The 218-nt window shown below is 56.0% G+C and carries 1 protein-coding gene; it reads left to right on the forward strand.

Annotation, left to right across the window (positions count from 1 at the left end):
* On the forward strand, nucleotides 1–218 hold a 218-nt coding region (locus J3482_RS20690), incomplete at both ends, for an ATP-binding protein (protein WP_206923151.1).

Here is a 218-nt window from a genome sequence, read left to right on the forward strand (position 1 = left end):
GATTTCATTAAGGAGGGCCGCAACGTCATTTTGGCCGGGAATCCCGGCACTGGGAAGACCCACCTGGCAATTGGATTGGGCATAAAAGCTTGCATGGAGGGCCACAAGGTGTGGTTCACGACTGTGCCCATCCTCGTGAACCGACTGCGTGAAAGCCGCACGGAACATACGCTGCGCCAGTTTCAAAGCCGGTTCGAAAAGTACGACCTCGTCATCGC

It is taken from the genome of Alicyclobacillus suci, from assembly GCF_017329615.1.
Lineage (GTDB): Bacteria > Bacillota > Bacilli > Alicyclobacillales > Alicyclobacillaceae > Alicyclobacillus > Alicyclobacillus suci.